Origin of the sequence: Variovorax sp. J2L1-78 (assembly GCF_030317205.1) — a bacterium.
Classification (GTDB): domain Bacteria; phylum Pseudomonadota; class Gammaproteobacteria; order Burkholderiales; family Burkholderiaceae_C; genus Variovorax; species Variovorax arabinosiphilus.
Genome location: NZ_JASZYB010000002.1, coordinates 367,574 through 384,966, shown reverse-complemented (window position 1 = coordinate 384,966; position 17,393 = coordinate 367,574). Strand labels below are relative to the sequence as shown.

At 69.6% G+C, this 17,393-nt stretch carries 16 protein-coding genes; 11 read left to right on the top strand and 5 right to left on the bottom strand.

All coding sequences use genetic code 11. The annotated features are described in order from the left end of the window. Positions 1 to 34: 34 nt before the first annotated feature. From QTH86_RS15730 to mrdA, 4 genes are read left to right on the top strand one after another with little or no spacing between them, the layout of a single operon-like run. On the top strand, positions 35 to 1,078 hold the full coding sequence (locus QTH86_RS15730; RefSeq protein WP_262075790.1) for a rod shape-determining protein: 1,044 nt from the start codon (positions 35 to 37) through the stop codon (positions 1,076 to 1,078). A 15-nt stretch (positions 1,079 to 1,093) separates the two neighbouring features. Continuing rightward, positions 1,094 to 2,089, top strand: coding sequence for a rod shape-determining protein MreC (mreC, locus tag QTH86_RS15725; protein ID WP_286647137.1), 996 nt, complete (start codon positions 1,094 to 1,096; stop codon positions 2,087 to 2,089). Then, on the top strand, positions 2,086 to 2,607 hold the full coding sequence (gene mreD, locus QTH86_RS15720; protein ID WP_286647136.1) for a rod shape-determining protein MreD: 522 nt from the start codon (positions 2,086 to 2,088) through the stop codon (positions 2,605 to 2,607). Before mreC ends, mreD begins: the two co-directional genes overlap by 4 nt. Before the next feature lie 40 nt (positions 2,608 to 2,647). After that, a complete protein-coding gene (gene mrdA / locus QTH86_RS15715; RefSeq protein WP_286647135.1) occupies positions 2,648 to 4,621 on the top strand; it encodes a penicillin-binding protein 2 in 1,974 nt (657 codons plus the stop codon). A gap of 9 nt (positions 4,622 to 4,630) precedes the next feature. Here mrdA and QTH86_RS15710 read toward each other — a convergent pair whose 3' ends face one another. The 4 genes from QTH86_RS15710 to amaB form a co-directional block, all read right to left on the bottom strand. Beyond that, complete coding sequence (locus QTH86_RS15710; RefSeq protein ID WP_286647134.1) at positions 4,631 to 4,834, bottom strand: hypothetical protein; 204 nt, start codon at positions 4,832 to 4,834, stop codon at positions 4,631 to 4,633. Between the two features lie 401 nt (positions 4,835 to 5,235). Continuing rightward, a complete protein-coding gene (locus QTH86_RS15705) occupies positions 5,236 to 6,909 on the bottom strand; it encodes a thiamine pyrophosphate-binding protein (protein WP_286647133.1) in 1,674 nt (557 codons plus the stop codon). Positions 6,910 to 6,934: 25 nt separating this feature from the next. Beyond that, entirely contained in the window at positions 6,935 to 8,146 is a 1,212-nt protein-coding gene (locus tag QTH86_RS15700) for a pyridoxal phosphate-dependent aminotransferase (protein WP_286647132.1), read from the bottom strand. Positions 8,147 to 8,148: 2 nt separating this feature from the next. Then, positions 8,149 to 9,690 carry an L-piperidine-6-carboxylate dehydrogenase gene (amaB, locus tag QTH86_RS15695; RefSeq protein WP_286647131.1) on the bottom strand — a complete coding sequence of 514 codons (1,542 nt, stop codon included), beginning with the start codon at positions 9,688 to 9,690 and terminating at the stop codon, positions 8,149 to 8,151. A 174-nt stretch (positions 9,691 to 9,864) separates the two neighbouring features. On the opposite strand from amaB, the gene QTH86_RS15690 reads away from it, so the two are divergent. Further along, a complete protein-coding gene (locus QTH86_RS15690; protein WP_286647130.1) occupies positions 9,865 to 10,857 on the top strand; it encodes a LysR family transcriptional regulator in 993 nt (330 codons plus the stop codon). Here the strand turns inward: QTH86_RS15690 and QTH86_RS15685 are convergent. Then, positions 10,766 to 11,614 carry an IclR family transcriptional regulator gene (locus QTH86_RS15685; RefSeq protein WP_286647129.1) on the bottom strand — a complete coding sequence of 283 codons (849 nt, stop codon included), beginning with the start codon at positions 11,612 to 11,614 and terminating at the stop codon, positions 10,766 to 10,768. The genes QTH86_RS15690 and QTH86_RS15685 overlap by 92 nt on opposite strands. Positions 11,615 to 11,798: 184 nt before the next feature. On the opposite strand from QTH86_RS15685, the gene QTH86_RS15680 reads away from it, so the two are divergent. The 6 genes from QTH86_RS15680 to QTH86_RS15655 are packed head-to-tail and all read left to right on the top strand — an operon-like array spanning position 11,799 to position 17,377. Beyond that, positions 11,799 to 12,878: an ABC transporter ATP-binding protein gene (locus QTH86_RS15680; RefSeq protein WP_286647128.1), complete on the top strand. Its 1,080-nt coding sequence runs from the start codon at positions 11,799 to 11,801 to the stop codon at positions 12,876 to 12,878. Beyond that, positions 12,875 to 13,735, top strand: coding sequence for an ABC transporter permease (locus tag QTH86_RS15675; protein ID WP_286647127.1), 861 nt, complete (start codon positions 12,875 to 12,877; stop codon positions 13,733 to 13,735). The genes QTH86_RS15680 and QTH86_RS15675 overlap by 4 nt, the downstream gene beginning before the upstream one ends. Positions 13,736 to 13,738: 3 nt before the next feature. Continuing rightward, positions 13,739 to 14,536, top strand: coding sequence for an ABC transporter permease (locus tag QTH86_RS15670; RefSeq protein ID WP_286647126.1), 798 nt, complete (start codon positions 13,739 to 13,741; stop codon positions 14,534 to 14,536). After that, positions 14,533 to 14,835 carry a (2Fe-2S)-binding protein gene (locus QTH86_RS15665; protein ID WP_286647125.1) on the top strand — a complete coding sequence of 101 codons (303 nt, stop codon included), beginning with the start codon at positions 14,533 to 14,535 and terminating at the stop codon, positions 14,833 to 14,835. Before QTH86_RS15670 ends, QTH86_RS15665 begins: the two co-directional genes overlap by 4 nt. Further along, a complete protein-coding gene (locus QTH86_RS15660; protein WP_286647124.1) occupies positions 14,832 to 16,238 on the top strand; it encodes an FAD/NAD(P)-dependent oxidoreductase in 1,407 nt (468 codons plus the stop codon). The genes QTH86_RS15665 and QTH86_RS15660 overlap by 4 nt, the downstream gene beginning before the upstream one ends. Beyond that, positions 16,235 to 17,377, top strand: coding sequence for an NAD(P)/FAD-dependent oxidoreductase (locus QTH86_RS15655; protein ID WP_286647123.1), 1,143 nt, complete (start codon positions 16,235 to 16,237; stop codon positions 17,375 to 17,377). The genes QTH86_RS15660 and QTH86_RS15655 overlap by 4 nt, the downstream gene beginning before the upstream one ends. Positions 17,378 to 17,393: the final 16 nt, after the last annotated feature.

Below are 17,393 nucleotides of genomic sequence, written 5' to 3'. Positions count from 1 at the left end.
CCGATGCGCATGCCGTGCTCCAGAGGAATTCCACATGTTTGGAGCTTTCCGTCGGTACTTTTCGACCGACCTCGCCATCGACCTCGGCACCGCCAACACCCTGATCTTCGCCCGCAACAAGGGCATCGTGCTGGACGAACCGTCGGTCGTGGCCATCCGCCATGAAGGCGGCCCGCACGGCAAGAAGGTGATCCAGGCGGTCGGCCGCGAGGCCAAGGCCATGCTGGGCAAGGTGCCCGGCAACATCGAGGCGATCCGCCCGATGAAGGACGGCGTGATCGCCGACTTCGTGATCACCGAGCAGATGATCAAGCAGTTCATCAAGATGGTGCACCCACGCTCGCTGCTCGCGCCGAGCCCGCGCATCATCATCTGCGTGCCTTGCGGCTCGACCCAGGTCGAGCGCCGCGCCATCAAGGACGCGGCCGAAGCGGCGGGCGCCACTTCGGTCTACCTCATCGAAGAGCCCATGGCCGCGGCCATCGGCGCCGGCCTGCCGGTGTCGGAAGCGTCGGGCTCGATGGTCGTCGACATCGGCGGCGGCACCACCGAAGTCGGCGTGATCTCGCTCGGCGGCATGGTCTACAAGGGCAGCGTCCGCGTTGGCGGCGACCGCTTCGACGAAGCCATCATCAACTACATCCGCCGCAACTACGGCATGCTGATCGGCGAGCCGACGGCCGAAGTCATCAAGAAGACCATCGGCTCGGCCTTTCCGGGCTCCGAGGTCAAGGAGATGGAAGTCAAGGGCCGCAACCTCAGCGAGGGCGTGCCGCGCAGCTTCACCATCAGCAGCAACGAAGTGCTGGAAGCGCTGACCGATCCGCTCAACAACATCGTTTCGGCCGTGAAGAACGCGCTGGAGCAGACGCCGCCCGAACTGGGCGCCGACATCGCCGAGCGCGGGATGATGCTCACGGGCGGCGGCGCGTTGCTGCGCGACCTCGACCGCCTCCTGGCCGAGGAAACCGGCCTGCCGGTGCTGGTCGCCGAAGACCCGCTGACCTGCGTGGTGCGCGGCTGCGGCATCGCCCTCGAGCGCATGGACCGTCTCGGCAGCATCTTCACCTCGGAATAACCCCGGCGGTCGCGTATGCCGCTCGGCACGCTGGATCGCTCCGCGCCACCGCTCTTTCACCAGGGCCCGTCGGCGCTCAGCAAGCTGATCTTCTTCAGCGCGCTCGCCGTGTTCCTGATGGTGGCCGATGCGCGCTTCCATCTGACGCAGCCGGTGCGCGCTGCCGTCGGTGCCGTGCTCTATCCCTTCCAATGGCTGGCGCTCAAGCCGGTGCAGCTGTTCGCCCAGGGCGGCACCTACCTCGAAGATCTGCAGGTGGCCCAACGCAACGAGGCCGAGGCGCGCCGCGCGCTGACGCTGCAGGCCGAACGTGCGGGCCAGGCCGACAGCCTGGCCAAGGAAAACGAACGGCTGCGCTCGCTGCTCGAACTGCGGCAGACGACGCAGACGCCGGGCCGTGCGGCCGAGGTGCTCTACGACGCGGCCGACCCGTACACCCGCAAGGTCGTCATCGACCAGGGCCTGTCCAGCGGCATCGCCCCCGGCTCGCCGGTGATCGACGAGCGCGGCGTGATCGGGCAGGTGACGCAGGTGCTGCCCTTCAGCAGCGAAGTCACCCTGGTGATCGACCGCGACCTCGCCATCCCGGTGCAGAACACCCGCACCGGCGCACGCAGCGTGGCCTTCGGCGACGCCAGTGCGCACGGCGGCGGGCTCGAACTGCGCTTCATGGCCGCCAACGCCGACCTGCAGGAGGGCGACCTGCTCGCGACCAGCGGTGTCGATGGCGTCTACCCGCCGGGGCTGCCGGTGGCGAAGATCGAACGCATCGAACGCCGTGCCGATTCCGGCTTCGCCCGCATCTACTGCCTGCCGCTCGCGCAGGTGACGGCGGCGCGCTATGTGCTGGTGCTGGCGCCGATCGGCAGTGCGGCGTCGATGCGCTCGGCCGCGGCCGCATCGGCAGCGGCGTCCGCCGCCAGCGTCAAGAAGAACGCCGACGCCAAGCCGAAGGCACCGGCGGCTTCGGCGCCGAAACCCGCTGCTCGCCGGGAAGGGCGCACACCATGATCATGCGTCCCGGCCAGCAGCAGCTCCTGCTGCCCGTCAACCCGGTCTTCATCTGGGCCAGCCTGATCGTCGCGCTGCTGTTCGACATGGTGCCGCTGGGCCGCGCGGCCTGGACGCCCGATCTGCTGGCGCTGGCGATCGTGTTCTGGAGCGTGCATCAGCCCACGCGGATCGGCATCGGCGCGGCCTTCGTGTTCGGCCTGTGCATGGACGTGCACCAGTCGGCCATGTTGGGCCAGCACGCGCTGTCGTACACCACGCTGGGCTTCTTCGCGATCATGTTGCACCGCCGGCTGCTCTGGTACCCGGTGCTGTCGCAGGCGCCGCAGGTGCTGCCGCTGTTCGCCGTGTCGCACCTGATCGAGCTGGCCATCCGCATGATCGGCGGCGGGGTGTTCCCGGGCTGGTCGCTGCTGATCGCGCCGGTGATCGAGGCGGCGCTGTGGCCGCTCATCAGCCTCATCCTGCTGGCGCCGCAGCGGCGCACGCCCGAGCCCGATGCCAATCGACCCCTGTGAACTTGCTCCGCGCGCCCTGCGCGCGTAGTCTGCGTCCCGCATGACCGAGATCCGCAATGTCGCCGCCGACCTCGCCCGCTTCAAGCGGCGGGTGATCGTCATCGGCCTGGTGGTGCTCACCGCCTTCGGGCTGCTGTGCTCGCGGCTGGTCTACCTGCAGGTGGTGCGACACGTCGATCTGGCCGAGCAGGCCGAGAGCAACCGCACGGCCGTGTTGCCGGTGGTGCCCAACCGCGGGCTGATCCTCGACCGCAACGGCGTCGTGCTGGCCTCGAACTACTCGGCCTACACGCTGGAGATCACGCCGTCGAAGGCCGGCAAGGTCGATGAGACCATCGACGCACTGGCCGAGGTGGTCGACGTCACGCCGCGCGACCGTCGCCGCTTCAAGCGCCTGCGCGAGGACTCGCGCAGTTTCGATTCGGTGCCCATTCGCACGCGCCTGTCGGACGAGGAGGTGGCCCGTTTCGCGGCGCAGCGTTACCGCTTCCCGGGCGTCGAGATCAAGGCGCGGCTCTTTCGCAATTACCCCTATGCCGAGACGGCGAGCCACGTGCTCGGCTACATCGGCCGCATCAACCAGCGCGAGAAGGAAGCGATGGAAGACTGGCCGGAGGAAGAGGTGTCCAACTACAAGGGCACCGACTACATCGGCAAGCTCGGCGTGGAGCAGAGCTACGAAAAAACCTTGCACGGGCTGACCGGCGTGGAGCAGATGGAAACCTCCGCGGGCGGGCGCGCTGTGCGCCGGCTGGCCAGCCATCCGTCGACCCCGGGCGACACGGTGATGCTGTCACTCGACATCAAGCTGCAGAAGCTGATCGAGGACATGTACGGTGATCGCCGCGGTGCGCTGGTGGCCTTCAACCCCAAGACCGGCGAGGTGCTGGCCTTCGTCAGCAAGCCGACCTTCGACCCCAACCTGTTCGTCGAGGGCATCGACAGCGAGAGCTGGAAGGAACTGAGCGAGTCGCTCGACAAGCCGTTGCTCAACCGCGCGCTGCGCGGCACCTACCCGCCGGGCTCGACGTACAAGCCCTTCATGGCGCTGGCTGCGCTGCAGACCGGATCGCGCGGGCCGAATGTCGTGGTCAACGACCCGGGTTATTTCAATTTTGGCGGGCACCGCTTCGGCAGCCCGGAAGGCAACATCGGCGGCGTCGACATGCGCCGCTCGATCCAGCTGTCGAGCAACATCTACTACTACTCGCTGGCCAACGAGATGGGCGTGGACAAGATCCACGACTTCATGAAGCCGCTGGGCTTCGGACAGATCACCGGCATCGACCTGGGCGGCGAACTGCGCGGCGTGCTGCCCAGCACCGAATGGAAGCGCAACGCCTACAAGCGGCCCGAGCAGAAGAAGTGGTACGCCGGCGAAACCATCTCGCTGGGCATCGGCCAGGGCTACAACACCTTCACCATGCTGCAGCTGGCGCAGGCGACGTCGATCGTGGCCAACGGCGGCGTGCGATACCGGCCGCACGTGGTGCTCGCCACCCGTGACACGGTCACGGGCCAGGTCAAGTCGGTGATCCAGCCGCCTGCGGAGAACCTGGGCTTCTCGCCGGCCAATGTGGCCGTGGTGCGCGAAGGCCTGGTGAGCGTGGTCACCAGCGGCACGGCGCGCGGCGTGTTCGCCGGGGCGGGTTACCAGGCCGCGGGCAAGACCGGTACAGCGCAGGCCGTGACGCAGGCTCAGAACACCAAGTACAACGCCAAGGCCCTCGAGGAGCACCAGCGGGACCACGCACTCTTCATGGGTTTCGCGCCGGCCAACGACCCGAAGATCGCAGTGGCGGTGATCGTGGAGAACGCCGGCTGGGGCGCCGGCGCGGCCGCGCCGATCGCGCGGCGGGTGATGGACTACTGGCTGCTCGACCAGTACCCGAGCGAGGCCGACATGGCGGCAATCCGCGTGGGCAAGGCGACGGCACCGATCGGTAAGCCGCGCGTGGCGAGCGAGGTCGCGTGGCCACCAGCGGGCGCGAACGCCGCGGCGACGGCGCCCTGAGCGCTCACCTCACCATTCGCCGAGCTGGCGTACGCGCTGGTCGAGGTCCATGCGCTCGAAGGCGTCGGCGGACGGACGCGCGACCGGGATCTGCAGGGTGGGAGCGGTCGCGCGGGAAGACGTCTTGCGGCGTCCCATGGCTTGCGCGATGCGCTGGCGCCACGTGGCCGCCGACGCATCGGCAGTGCGGTAGGTGGGGGTGTGGGCGGGCATCGCAGCTCCTTTGAGGGGATCTGCCGATCTTCTGCCTGACGCGCGTCCCGCGGGAAAAAGTTTCCGTGAACTCTGTCGTGTTTCCAGGCGTTGGTCGCGCCACTGTGTGCGGCGCACCACAATGAAGCCATGCCGCCGACGATCGCCGTCCGACCCCGCCAAAAAAAAGACGCCGTCCAGCGGCGTCTTTTTCTTTTGTGCGGCTTCTCTGTGGAAGCCTGTTGTCTCGGGTCTTCGAGTTTTGTGCGAAAGCTATGTCTCCTCGGCACCCCGCGGGACGGGCAGGCCCGTTTGCGAGTGGCGCGACTTTAGAGTGCGCACCGCGGCAGTGCATTAGGACTAACCCGTTACCAGACGCGTCGCTTCGCCCAAGATGTATCGAGACGTGAGAGGCCCCGATCTCAACTCGCCGCGAGCGCGGCCTTGCGGATGCTCTGCAAGGTGCTGCCGGGCGTGATCGCCTCCGGGTCGAGCAGGCAATGCAGGATGGCCGGCTTGCCGCTGGCCCGCGCGCGCGCCAGCGCCGGGCCGAACTCTTCCGTCGTGGTCACGCGTTCGCCGTGGCCGCCGAACACCTCGGCATAGCCGCGGAAGTCGGGGTTCTTCAGCTGCGTGGCGCTGATGCGGCCGGGGTAGTGCTTCTCCTGGTGCATGCGGATCGTGCCGTACATCGCGTTGTCGAGCAGCACCACGATGATCGGCAGCCCGTATTGCACCGCGGTCGCGAATTCCTGGCCGTGCATCAGGAAGTCGCCGTCGCCGGCGAACACGACCACTTCGCGCTGGGGCCACAGCCGCTTGCCACCCACGCCCGCCGGCAGGCCGTAGCCCATCGAGCCGCTGGTGGGGGCCAGCTGGCTCGCGAAGGTGGTGAAGGGCCAGAAGCGGTGGACCCAGGTGGCGAAGTTGCCGGCGCCGTTGCAGAAGATGGTGTCGGCCGGCAGCACTTCGCGCAGGTGCGTCATGATCTCGCCCATCTGCAGTGGGCCGGGAATGCGGATCGGCGCCGGGTCGCTCCAGGCCAGGAAATCCTGGTGCGCCTGGGCCGTGGTGGCCGCCCACGCCGGCGGCGCCGAGGGCCGCAGCGGGGCGACCGCTGCTGCAAAGGCCTGCGGCGTTGCATGGATGGCCTGCGTGGCGCGGTACAGCTTGCCCAGCTCGTCGGCGTCGGCGTTCACGTGCACCAGCGCCTGCTGCGGCGTCGGGATGCCGATCAGCTCGTAGCCCTGCGAGGGCACTTCCGACAGGCGCCCGCCGATCAGCAGCACCAGGTCCGACCCGCGGATCGCTTGCAGCAGCTTCGGGTTCGCGCCCAGTCCCAGGTCGCCGCCGTACGACGGGTGCCGGGCGCTGAACAGCATCTGCCGGCGGAACGAGCAGTACACCGGCAGCGCGAAGGCTTCGGCGAAACCGGCGAACTGCTGCACCGCCGAGTCGGACCAGCGGCTGCCGCCGAGGATCACGACCGGCCGCTCGGCCGCCTCGAGGCGCTGTTGCAGCTCGGCGATCTGCGCCGCGCCCGGATGCGTTTCCGCGACGGCATAGGGCAGCGCGTCGGCCACGGTCGCGGCCTCGGTCAGCATGTCCTCGGGCAGCGCGATCACGACAGGGCCGGGCCGGCCGGAGGTCGCGACGTGGAAGGCGCGCGAGATCAGTTCGGGCACGCGCGCCGGGTCGTCGATCTGCACGACCCACTTGGCCATGCTGCCGAACACCGCCCCGTAGTCCAGTTCCTGGAAGGCCTCGCGGCCCAGCGCATCGCGCGCCACCTGGCCGACGAAGAGCAGCAGCGGCGTCGAGTCCTGGTGCGCGATGTGCACGCCGGCCGACGCGTTGGTCGCCCCCGGGCCGCGCGTGACGAAGCAGATGCCCGGCTTGCCGGTGAGCTTGCCCTGCGCCTCGGCCATCATGGCCGCGCCGCCTTCCTGGCGGCACACGGTCACGGCGATCGAGGCGTCGTGCAGCGCGTCGAGCACCGCGAGGAAGCTTTCGCCGGGCACGCAGAACAGCTGCTCGACGCCGTGGGTGATGAGTTGGTCGACCAGGATCTGGCCGCCGGTGCGGGGTGAGGTCATAGGGATTCCGAGAGGATGGATGGGTTCATTCGAGCGCGGCACAGGCCGCGGTGATGCGCGCGCAGGCTTCTTCCAGCTGCGCCATCGAGGTCGCATACGAGATGCGGAAGTACGGCGCCAGCCCGAACACGCTGCCCGGCACCACGGCCACCTCGACCTCCTGCAGCAGGTAGCGGCAGAAGTCGCTGTCGGTCTGCAGCAGCGTACCGCCGCGTGTGTGCTTGCCGAGCACCCCGGCGCAACTGGCGTAGGTGTAGAAGGCGCCTTCGGGCACGCGGCAGTGCAGGCCGGGCGCCCGGTTCAACGCCGCCACCACGACGTCGCGCCGCGCCTGGAAATCGGCACGGCGCGTGGCCACCACGTCCTGCGGCCCGGTCAGCGCCTCGATGGCCGCGGCCTGGCTGATCGACGATGGGCAGGAGGTCGTCTGGCTCTGCACCACGGCCATGGCCGCGATCAGCGCGCGGGGCCCGGCCCCGTAGCCCACGCGCCAGCCGGTCATGGCGTAGGCCTTCGACACGCCGTTGACCGTCAGCGTGCGCTCGCGCAGCCGCGGCTCGACGGCCACGGGCGTCGCGAAGGCGAGGCCGTCGTAGAGGATGTGTTCGTAGATGTCGTCCGCCAGCACCCACACCAACGGATGCCGCAGCAGCACCTCGCACAGCGGCGCGAGTTGCGCCGCGCTGTAGGCCGCGCCGCTCGGGTTCGACGGCGAATTCAGGAAGAGCCAGCGCGTGCGCGGCGTGATCGCCGCTTCGAGCTGCGCCGCGTCGAGACGGAAGCCGTTCGCTTCGGTGCACGCGACCGGCACCGGCACGCCGCCGCAGATCTGCACGATGTCGGCGTACGAGGTCCAGTACGGCGCCGGCAGGATGACCTCGTCGCCCGGGTCCAGACTGGCCATCATCGCGTTGAAGATGACCTGCTTGGCGCCGGCGCTCACGCTGATCTCGTCGAGCGCGAAGTCCAGCCCGTTGTCGCGCTGGAACTTGTGCTGCACCGCGGCCTTCATGGCCGGGCTGCCGTCGAGCACCGTGTAACGCGTCTCGCCGCGGCCGATGGCGCGCACGGCGGCGTCGAGCACGTTCTGCGGCGTGTCGAAATCCGGCTCGCCCGCGCCCAGCACGATCACCGGCCGGCCGGCGCGCTTCTGCGCATTCGCGTGGTCGGTGATGCGCAGGATCTCGGACACGCCGATGGCGCGCACGCGCTGCGCCGGCACGAAAGCGGTCGTCACGCTCAGTCCCCGATGTCGAAGGTCACGCCTTGCGCCAGCGGCAGGGCGGTCGAGTAGTTGATGGTGTTGGTCGCGCGGCGCATGTAGGCCTTCCAGGCGTCGGAGCCGGCTTCGCGCCCGCCGCCGGTTTCCTTCTCGCCACCGAAGGCGCCGCCGATCTCGGCGCCGCTCGGGCCGATGTTCACGTTGGCGATGCCGCAGTCCGAGCCCGCCGCCGACATGAAGCGCTCGGCCTCGCGCATGTCGAGCGTGAAGATCGACGACGACAGGCCCGCGCCCACCGCGTTGTGCCATTCGATGGCTTCGTCGAAGGACGCATAGCGCACGACGTAGAGGATGGGCGCGAAGGTCTCGCGCAATGCCGGGCCTGCGTGCGATTTCAGCTCGACCAGCGCCGGGCGCACGTAGTAGGCGTCCTGCGTGCCGATGCCGTCGACGCGCTGGCCGCCGTGCACCGTCGCGCCCAGCTCGCGGCATTCGCCCAGCGCCTTCTGCATGCCGTCGAAGGCGGCGCGGTCGATCAGCGGGCCGACCAGCGTGCCGGCCTCGCGCGGGTCACCGACCTGCACGCTGGCGTAGACCTTGGCCAGCTTGGGCACCAGCGCGTCGTACACGCTGTCGTGCACGAACAAGCGGCGCAGCGTGGTGCAACGCTGGCCGGCCGTGCCCATGGCGGCGAAGGCGATGCCGCGCAGCGCGAGGTCGAGGTCGGCCGAGGGCGCCACGATGGCTGCGTTGTTGCCGCCCAGTTCGAGGATGGCGCGGGCGAAGCGCGCGGCCAGCTTGGGCGCCACCTGGCGGCCCATCGCGGTGGAGCCCGTGGCCGAGAGCACCGGCACGCGGTGGTCGTCGACCAGCACTTCGCCGATGTCGCGCTGGCCGATGAGCAGATCGAGCAGACCCTCGGGCGCATCCGCGCCGAAGCGGGCGATGGCGCGCTGGGCGATGGCGTGCGTGGCGAGCGCGGTCAGCGGCGTCTTCTCGGATGGCTTCCACACCACCGGGTCGCCACAGACCAGCGCCAGCGCGGCGTTCCACGACCACACGGCCACCGGGAAGTTGAAGGCCGAGATGACGCCGACCACGCCCAGCGGATGCCAGGTTTCCATCATCCGGTGCTCGGCGCGCTCGGTGGCGATGGTCAGGCCGTAGAGCTGGCGCGACAGGCCGACGGCGAAGTCGCAGATGTCGATCATTTCCTGCACCTCGCCGGCGCCTTCGGACGGCACCTTGCCGGCTTCGAGCGTCACCAGCCGGCCGAGGTCGGCCTTGTGCAGGCGCAGCTCTTCGCCGAGCAGGCGCACCAGTTCGCCGCGGCGGGGCGCCGGCACGTTGCGCCATGTCAGGTAGGCGGCATGGGCACGGCCGATGGCCTCGGCGGCCTGGGCGGTGGAGGTCTCGGCGACGGCCGCGATCTGTTCACCGGTGACGGGCGAGCGCACCGGCAGCGAGCCGCCGGTGTAAGCGTCGCGCGGCACACCGAGGCGCTGCAGCAGTTCGGCGACTTCGGTCGGCAGGGAGGAGGGGGTGGAAGCGTTGGGCATGGCAGGGTCCGGCTGGGAAAGACGATGGCGACACTGTCCGCCACCGCGGCCGGCTTGCATAGCGAAAATGTGGAACGAGTTGATGCGAAGAGGGAATGAAGTCGGCAGAATGCTCCCTCGATGCTTGTAGAGGACGGAGATGGAGTCACGGCTTCATTCCCCCTCCGAATGACGATGTTCAAGAAATCCTTCCTCCCGCCGGTCGCCGACCTGCTCGCCTTCGAGGCGGCCGCGCGGCACCACAGCATCTCGCGCGCGGCGGACGAGCTGCACCTGACGCAGAGCGCGGTGTCGCGGCAGATCCGCCAGTTGGAGCAGCAACTGGGCATCGCGCTGTTCCACCGGGTGCGCCAGCGCATCGTGCTCACCGACATCGGCCGCGTCTATGCGGCCGACGTGCGCGCGGTGCTGCAGCAGCTGTCGGGCGCCAGCCAGAAGGTGATGGCGTCGGCGGGAGGCGGGCTGCTCAACCTGGCGGTGCTGCCGACGCTGGGCACGCGCTGGCTGATCCCGCGCCTGGGTGGCTTCGTCGCGCGGCACCCGGAGGTCACGGTGAATTTCGCCGCCCGCTCCGAGCCTTTCGACTTCGCGCAGGAGCCCTTCGACGCGGCCATCCACTTCGGCGCGCCGCACTGGGCCGGCGCGGCCTGCGCCTACCTGATGCACGAGGCGGTGGTGCCGGTCTGCAGCCCGGCCTTCGCCGAGCGCCATGCCATCCGGCAGCCGCAGGACCTCGCGACGGTCGTGCTGCTGCAGCAGAGCACCCGGCCGACGCAGTGGGCGGAGTGGTTCGAGCAGGTCGGCGTGGCCGGCGCGCCGGCGCTGCGCGGCCCGCGCTTCGAGCAGTTCGCGATGATCGCGCAGGCGGCGGTGTCGGGCCTCGGCGCGGCGCTGCTGCCCAGCTTCCTGGTCGAGGCGGAGATCGCCGCCGGTGCGCTGACGGTGCTGTTCCCCCAGGCGCTGACCAGCGCCGACGCCTATTACCTGGTCTACCCCGAATCGCGTGCGCAGGTGCCGCTGCTGCTGGCCTTCCGCGACTGGATCGTGGGCGAGGCGCAGGCGGACGCAGCGGCGATCAATCCGCCGGCGGCAGCTCGATCTTCTGCGCGGCCGGCGAGCTCGCCAGGCTCTGCGTCGGCCGGCGCAGGGTCGCGTCGAAGGGGTTGATGCGCGGGCCGATGCCGGCCGCCTCGCGCTTGAGCAGCTCGACCACCGTGGGCAGCCGGTCGGCGCTCAGGCGGTCGGCGATGGTGCCCACGCTCAGCGCGGCCACGGCGCGGCCCTCGCGGTCACAGATCGGCACCGCCACGCCGGCCATGCCTTCGAGCAGGCCGGTGTTGCGCCCGGCGTAGCCCTGCTGGCGAACCTTCTCGATCTCGGTGCGCAGGTAGACCTCGTCGTACACGCCGTACTCGCGCACCCGCGACAGGTTGAAGCGGATGACCTCCTCGCGCTCGGCCTCCGGCAGGAAGGCGAGGATCGCCAGCGCGCCCTGGCCCACGCCCAGCGCGATGCGCCCGCCGATGTCGCCGGTGAAGGATCGGATGGGGAAGGGGCCTTCGCTGCGGTCGAGGCAGACAGCGTCGAAGCCGCTGCGCACCAGCAGGAAGATGCTGTCGCCCAGGCTGGCGCTCAGTCGCAGCAGCGCCGGGCGGCACAGGGCGCGCAAGCCGCCGCCGTCGCCGGCCTTCGACGCCAGCGCGAAGAAGTCGATGCTGAGCCGGTAGAGCTTGCTGCGCTCGTCCTGTTCCACCATGCCCTCGGCCACCAGCGACTGCAGCAAACGGTGCGTGGTGGCCTGGGTCAGGCCCACATTTCGTGCAATCTGGGTCACGCGGCCGCCTTCTGCCTGCAATTCGGCCAGCGCGCGGATCACCAGGAAGGCCCGGGGCACGCCCCCGGTGGCGGTGGAAGTCGTCGTCATGGTGGGTCCTGTGGAATCTCTGGCATCCAGTCTATCCCAATCATTCCATTAAACGGAATAAAAGATAGAAATCTTCCGTTTAATGGAATACCACGAGGATTCTGGTTCGGTTATTGCAATAGATTGATCCGAACGCCGCGGAGATTCGAACCGTGGCGGCTTCCCGATCGATGAAAGGCCGTCCATGTCATTTCTTCAACTCACCGGCGTGACCAAGTACTACGGCACGACCTGCGCCGTGTCGGCCATGAACCTGTCCGTGGAGAAGGGCGAGTTCGTCTCGCTGCTCGGCCCGTCGGGCTGCGGCAAGACCACCACGCTGCAGATGGTGGCCGGTTTCGAAGCCGTCAGCAGCGGCCGCATCGAACTCGACGGCCAGGACATCACGACCGCCAAGGCCAACACCCGCGGCCTGGGCATCGTGTTCCAGACCTACGCGCTGTTCCCGCACATGACGGTGGCGGACAACGTGAGCTTCGGCCTCGAGATGCGCAAGATGCCCAAGGCCGAGCGGCAGGAACGCGTCGCGCAGGCGCTGGCGCTGGTGCATCTGGAGATGCATGCGAAGAAATACCCGCGCGAGCTCTCCGGCGGCCAGCGCCAGCGCGTCGCCCTGGCCCGCGCGCTGGTGATCGAGCCGCCGGTGCTGCTGCTCGACGAGCCGCTGTCGAACCTCGACGCCAAGCTGCGCGAGGAGATGCAGTTCGAGTTGCGGCAGATCCAGCGCAAGGTCGGCACCACCACCATCATGGTCACGCACGACCAGAGCGAGGCGATGTCCATCAGCGACCGCGTGGTCGTGATGGAAGGTGGCCGCGCCACGCAGATCGACCATCCGCACCGCGTGTACGAGCACCCGCGCACGCGCTTCATCTCGACCTTCGTCGGCAAGGCGAACCTGCTGGAAGGTCGGGTCGCCTCCGTCGGCAGCCGCACGCGCGTCGAGATCGGTCCGCTCGCGGTCGACGTGGACGACGCGGGCTTCCGCCCCGGCGCCGCGGTGCTGCTGAGCGTGCGGCCCGAGAAGGCGCAGTTGGTCGCCGCCGGCAGCGGCCGGCTGCAGGGCGTGGTCGGCGAGCGCTTCTTCCTCGGCAGCCAGTGGCTCTACCGTGTTGCCACGCCGGTCGGCGACATCATGGTGCTGAGCCCCAACGACGGTCGCGACGCGCTCGACGAAGGCCAGGCTGCCGGCATCGACTGGCCCGACCACTGCACGCGCCTGCTGCCGGCCGATGAGTCCACTGTCGAACAGGTGCCTACATGAGCGCACTCGCCAGGAAATCCACGCCCTGGTGGCTCTCGGCCCCGGCGCTGGTGCTGTTCACCGTGCTGCTGCTGGTGCCGCTGGGGCTCACCGCGGTGCTGTCGTTCAACGTGTACGACCCGGCGCTCGGCGTGAAGAGCGGCGAGTTCACGCTCGAGCACTACATCCACCTCTTCACCGACTCGTACTACTACGGCATCTTCTGGCGCACCTTCTGGATCTCGGCGCTGGTCGCACTGATCTGCGTGCTCATCGGCACGCCCGAGGCCTACGTGCTCAGCCGCATGCGCAACCCCTGGCGCTCGATCCTGCTGCTGGTGGTGCTCGCGCCGCTGCTGGTGTCGGTGGTGGTGCGTGCCTTCGGCTGGAGCATGCTGCTCGGCCCCGAGGGCCTGGTCAACGGGCTGCTCGGCGTCTTCGGCCTCGGCCCGGTCAAGATCCTCTACACCGAGACGGCCATCGTCATCGCGCTGGTGCATGTGATGCTGCCCTTCATGGTGATCCCGGTGTGGACCTCGCTGCAGAAGCTCGACGCCGGCGTGGAGAACGCGGCCCTGTCGCTCGGCGCCACGCCCTTCACCACGCTGCGCCGCATCGTGCTGCCGCAGGTCATGCCCGGCATCCTGTCGGGCAGCCTGATCGTCTTCGGCCTCGCCGCCAGCTCCTTCGCGATTCCGGGCCTGCTCGGCGGCCGTCGCCTGAAGATGGTCGCCACGGTGGTGTACGACGAATACCTGCACGAGCTCAACTGGCCGCTCGGCGCCGCTGTTGCGCTGGTGCTGCTCGTTGCCAACCTCGTGGTGATGCTCAGCTACAACCGCCTCATCGAAGGCCAGTACAAGAAATCCCTGGGCTGAACCATGACCAAGAACGGCCCCCTCGCCCTCGCGTTCAACGCGCTCGTCATCGCCTTCATGCTGGCGCCCCTGGTGGTCGTCTGCGTGGTGGCCTTCACGCCCGAAAACACGCTCACGCTGCCGACCACCGAGTTCTCGCTGCGCTGGTTCCGCGCGGTCTTCGAGCACTCGGACTTCATGCAGTCCTTCTGGAACAGCCTGTGGCTGGCGCTCGCGTCCGCGACCATCGCGACGCTGCTCGCGGTGCCGGCGGGCATGGCGATCACGCGCTACGCCTTTCCGGGGCGCGACTTCCTCAACGCGCTCTTCCTGTCGCCACTGATCATTCCGCACCTGGTGCTGGGCGTCGCGCTGCTGCGGATGTTCGCGCTGGTCGGCGGCACCGGCAGCTTCGGCTTCCTGATCTTCGCGCACGCGCTGATCGTCACGCCCTACACGCTGCGCCTGGTGGTGGCCGCGCTGGTCGGCTTCGACCGCAGTGCCGAGCAGGCCGCGCTGTCGCTGGGCGCGAGCCAGGCGACGGTGTTCAAGCGCATCACGCTGCCGATGATCCTGCCGGGCGTCACGGGCGGCTGGCTGCTGGCCTTCATCAACAGCTTCGACGAAGTGACGATGTCGATCTTCGTCACCTCGCCGAGCACGGTGACGCTGCCGGTGCGCATGTACATGTACGCGACCGAGTCGATCGACCCGCTGATGGCGGCCGTGTCGGCGCTGATGGTGGCGGTCACGGCGGTGGCGATGATCGTGCTCGACCGGCTCTACGGGCTCGACCGCGTGCTGGTGGGCGGGCACAAATGAGCCTTGGCACCGCACAACCCTTGCTGCGCCGCGTCGCCGAGACGCAGCGCGCAGCGGTGTCGTTCACGCTCGACGGCCGGCCGGTGCAGGCGCTGGAAGGCGACACGGTGCTGACCGCCGTGCTCACGCAAGGCGCGCAACTGCGCCGCAACGAATTCAGCGGCGAGCCGCGCGCCGGCTTCTGCATGATGGGCGCCTGTCAGGACTGCTGGATCGCCACCGCCGACGGGGCGCGGCTGCGGGCCTGTTCGACCTTCATCGTGTCCGGCATGGCATTGCTGAGCGAGATGCCGGCATGACAAGTACGCCCGAACTGCAGCCCGTCATCGTCGGCGCCGGCCCGGCCGGCATCCGCGCGGCGCAGACGCTGGCCGCGCATGGCCTGCGGCCGATCGTGATCGACGAGGCCGCACGCGCCGGCGGCCAGATCTACCGCCGCCCGCCCGCACATTTCAAGCGCACGCCGCAGACGCTCTACGGCACCGAGGCCGCGCGCGCTGCAGCCGTGCATGCGGCCATCGACGGCCTGCAGGGCCGCATCGACCACCGCCCCGACAGCCTCGTGTGGAGCGTGCAGGACCAGCAGCTCGACGTGCTGCACGGCCCCACGCAGACCACGCACACCGTGCCGTACGGCCAGCTCATCGTCGCCACCGGCGCGACCGACCGCGTGCTGCCCGTGCCCGGCTGGACGCTGCCCGGCGTGTACACGCTCGGCGGCGCCCAGGTAGCGCTCAAGTTCCAGGGCTGCGCCATCGGTTCGCGTGTGGTGTTCGCGGGCACCGGGCCGCTGCTCTATCTGGTGGCGTACCAGTATGCAAAGGCGGGTGTGGAGGTGGCGGCGGTGCTCGACACGGCACGCTTCGCCGATCAGCTCGCGGCCGTGCCCGCGCTGCTGCGGCAGCCCGCGGTGTTCGCCAAGGGCGTGTACTACGTCGCCTGGCTGCGAGCGCATGGTGTGGCGCTGCACAGCGGCGTGCGGCTGGTCCGCATGCAGGGCGACGAACGCGTGCGGTCGGTGGTCTGGGCCGAAAGCGGCCGCGAGCACACGCTCGACTGCGATGCCGTCGGCTTCGGCTACGCACTGCGCTCCGAAACCCAGCTGGCCGACCTGCTCGGCTGCCGCTTCGCCTTCGCGCCGCTGCACCGCGCGCACCTGCCCGAGCGCGACGCGGCCGGGCGCTCCAGCGTGCCGGGCGTGTACCTCGCGGGCGACGGCGCCGGCATCATGGGCGCCGACGCGGCGGAGTGGGCCGGCGAGCTCGCGGCCCTCACGTTGCTGGCCGACCATGGCGTGGCTGTCGATGCGCAGCGCGCCAATAGGCTGCAGCAGAAGCTTGAAAAGCTCATGGGCTTCCGCGCAGGGCTGGAACGCGCCTTTCCCTTTCCCGAAGACTGGGCCGCGCAGGCGTCGGACGACCTCGTCGTGTGCCGCTGCGAGAACATCACGGCCGGCGAACTGCGCCGCGCCGTCGCCAACAGCGGGGCCGACGAAATGAACCGGCTCAAGGCACTCACGCGCGTCGGCATGGGCCGTTGCCAGGGCCGCATGTGCGGCGTCGCGGCGGCGGAGATCCTCGCGCACGCCACCGGCCGGCCGGTGGCGCAGGTCGGCCGCTTGCGTGGGCAGGCACCGATCAAGCCGATCCCGATCCATCTGGTGCCTGCGGACAGTCCAACGCACGAAGAGGTGACCGCATGACGCAACGCATCGTGACCGATGTCGCCATCGTCGGCGGTGGCATCGTCGGCAGCTCGGCCGCGCTGGCCCTGCGCCGCATGGGGCTGCGCGTGGTGCTGCTCGAGCGCGACCTGTGCGGCTCGCGCTCGAGCGGCGTCAACTACGGCGGCGTGCGCCGCCAGGGTCGGCCGATTAGCCAGCTGCCGCTGGCGCAGCGCGCGCACGGCATCTGGGGCCGGCTGCCCGAACTGCTCGGCACCGACGGCGAGTACATCCGCTCGGGCCACTTCAAGATCGCCCGCAGCGAGGCCGACCTGGCCGCGCTCGAGGCCTACCGCGACAGCGCGCGCGACTTCGACCTGGGCATCGACATCCTCTCCGGCGCGCGGCTGCGCGCGCAGTGCCCGTGGCTGGGCGGTAAGGCCGTCGGTGGCTCGCTGTGCATGGAGGACGGCCAGGCCAACCCGCGCCTGGTGTCGCCGGCCTTCGCGCTCGCGGCACGGCGCGCGGGCGCCGACATCCACGAACGCACGCGGGTCGACGAGATCGCCCACGATGGCCAGTTCTTCCATCTGCGCGCGGGCAACACGCTGGCGGTGAGGTCGCAGGTGTTGCTCAACTGCGCCGGCGCCTGGGCCAACCGCATCGCCGAGCAGTTTGGCGACGCGGTGCCGATGCACTCCGGCCACCCGGCCATGGCGGTCACCGAGCCGCTGCCCTTCTTCATGCACTGGAGCCTGGGCGTGGAAGGCGGCAGCGTGTACTGCCGCCAGGTCGCACGCGGCAACCTGGTGCTCGGCGGCGGGCCGGGCCGTGCGCTCGATGCCGACCGCGCGCGTTCCGATCGCGCGTCGATGGCCGCGCTCGCCACGCAGGCGATCGAACTGCTGCCCGTGCTGCGGCACGCCCATTTCATCCGCACCTGGAGCGGCACCGAAGGCTACCTGCCCGACCGCCAGCCGGTGATCGGCCCGAGCCGAACCACGACCGGGCTGTTCCACGGCTTCGGCTTTGCCGGCGCCGGCTTCCAGGTCGGGCCCGCCGTGGGCGAGGTGCTGGCGGAGCTGGTGAGCGATGGCCGCAGCACCACGCCCATCGACGCCTTCGGCATCGGCCGTTTCGCCCACACACCCGTCGTCGAGCCTGCGCTCGCGCATTGAACCGTTCTCTCTCAGC

Coding starts and splice junctions, on each gene's coding strand:
- QTH86_RS15665 (WP_286647125.1), top strand. CDS start 14,533: ATGAGCCTTGGCACCGCACAACCCTTGCTGCGCCGCGTCGCCGAGACG.
- QTH86_RS15730 (WP_262075790.1), top strand. CDS start 35: ATGTTTGGAGCTTTCCGTCGGTACTTTTCGACCGACCTCGCCATCGAC.
- mreD (WP_286647136.1), top strand. CDS start 2,086: ATGATCATGCGTCCCGGCCAGCAGCAGCTCCTGCTGCCCGTCAACCCG.
- QTH86_RS15690 (WP_286647130.1), top strand. CDS start 9,865: ATGTTCAAGAAATCCTTCCTCCCGCCGGTCGCCGACCTGCTCGCCTTC.
- QTH86_RS15705 (WP_286647133.1), bottom strand. CDS start 6,909: ATGACCTCACCCCGCACCGGCGGCCAGATCCTGGTCGACCAACTCATC.
- QTH86_RS15675 (WP_286647127.1), top strand. CDS start 12,875: ATGAGCGCACTCGCCAGGAAATCCACGCCCTGGTGGCTCTCGGCCCCG.
- mrdA (WP_286647135.1), top strand. CDS start 2,648: ATGACCGAGATCCGCAATGTCGCCGCCGACCTCGCCCGCTTCAAGCGG.
- QTH86_RS15685 (WP_286647129.1), bottom strand. CDS start 11,614: ATGACGACGACTTCCACCGCCACCGGGGGCGTGCCCCGGGCCTTCCTG.
- QTH86_RS15680 (WP_286647128.1), top strand. CDS start 11,799: ATGTCATTTCTTCAACTCACCGGCGTGACCAAGTACTACGGCACGACC.
- QTH86_RS15660 (WP_286647124.1), top strand. CDS start 14,832: ATGACAAGTACGCCCGAACTGCAGCCCGTCATCGTCGGCGCCGGCCCG.
- mreC (WP_286647137.1), top strand. CDS start 1,094: ATGCCGCTCGGCACGCTGGATCGCTCCGCGCCACCGCTCTTTCACCAG.
- amaB (WP_286647131.1), bottom strand. CDS start 9,690: ATGCCCAACGCTTCCACCCCCTCCTCCCTGCCGACCGAAGTCGCCGAA.
- QTH86_RS15710 (WP_286647134.1), bottom strand. CDS start 4,834: ATGCCCGCCCACACCCCCACCTACCGCACTGCCGATGCGTCGGCGGCC.
- QTH86_RS15655 (WP_286647123.1), top strand. CDS start 16,235: ATGACGCAACGCATCGTGACCGATGTCGCCATCGTCGGCGGTGGCATC.
- QTH86_RS15670 (WP_286647126.1), top strand. CDS start 13,739: ATGACCAAGAACGGCCCCCTCGCCCTCGCGTTCAACGCGCTCGTCATC.